At 43.0% G+C, this 769-nt stretch carries 1 protein-coding gene; it reads left to right on the top strand.

Going from position 1 to position 769, the window contains the following annotated elements; genetic code table 11:
* Nucleotides 1-112: 112 nt before the first annotated feature.
* Nucleotides 113-769 (top strand): substrate-binding domain-containing protein (locus QTO00_RS20350; RefSeq protein WP_331426363.1); only part of this gene is annotated, 657 nt, incomplete at its 3' end.

Genomic DNA, 769 nt, shown 5'->3' with positions numbered 1-769 from the left:
TGGCACTAAGATTGCTATTATGCATTGCGATTTATAACAAAACCGTCAACGGCTTAGGTTTGTTTAAAACACTTTGTTTAGCCCAAATGGATTAAAATGGAATTATAACAAGATGAAAAAAATAGCATTTACTTTAGCAACCGCCTCAATCTCCCTTGTCGCCAGTTCAGCGTTTGCGGCAGACGACCCTCATATTCGTCTAGCGACGACCACCAGTACCTATCACTCAGGCCTTCTAGACTACTTACTGCCTGAATTTGAAAAAGATTCTGGATACCGCGTGGACGTTATCGCTGCGGGTACAGGCAAATCATTAAAAATGGGTGAAAATGGCGATGTTGATTTGGTAATGACTCACGCCCCAAAAGCTGAAGCCGCTTTTGTTGATAACGGCTATGGCGTTTTACCTCGTAAATTGATGTACAACGATTTTGTTATCGTCGGGCCCCACTCTGATCCTGCCAAGATCAAACAGCAAAAAGATGTCGCACAAGCGTTCAAAAATATCGCAACCAATAATGCGACCTTCGTTTCCCGCGGCGATGACTCCGGCACACATAAAAAAGAGAAAGGTATTTGGGAGCAAACTCAAATTGAACCAAACTTTGGTGGCTACCGTAGTGTTGGTCAAGGTATGGGGCCAACTCTTAACATGGCTAACGAAATGCAAGGCTACACTATGACTGATCGTGGTACATGGTTGGCTTACAACAACAAGCTCGACCTTGAAATCTTATTCCAAGGTGACAAAAAACTGTTTAACCCTTAT

It is taken from the genome of Vibrio sp. M260118, from assembly GCF_036533755.1.
In the GTDB taxonomy this organism is placed as follows: Bacteria; Pseudomonadota; Gammaproteobacteria; order Enterobacterales; family Vibrionaceae; genus Vibrio.
This window is presented reverse-complemented; position numbering and strand designations above follow the sequence as displayed.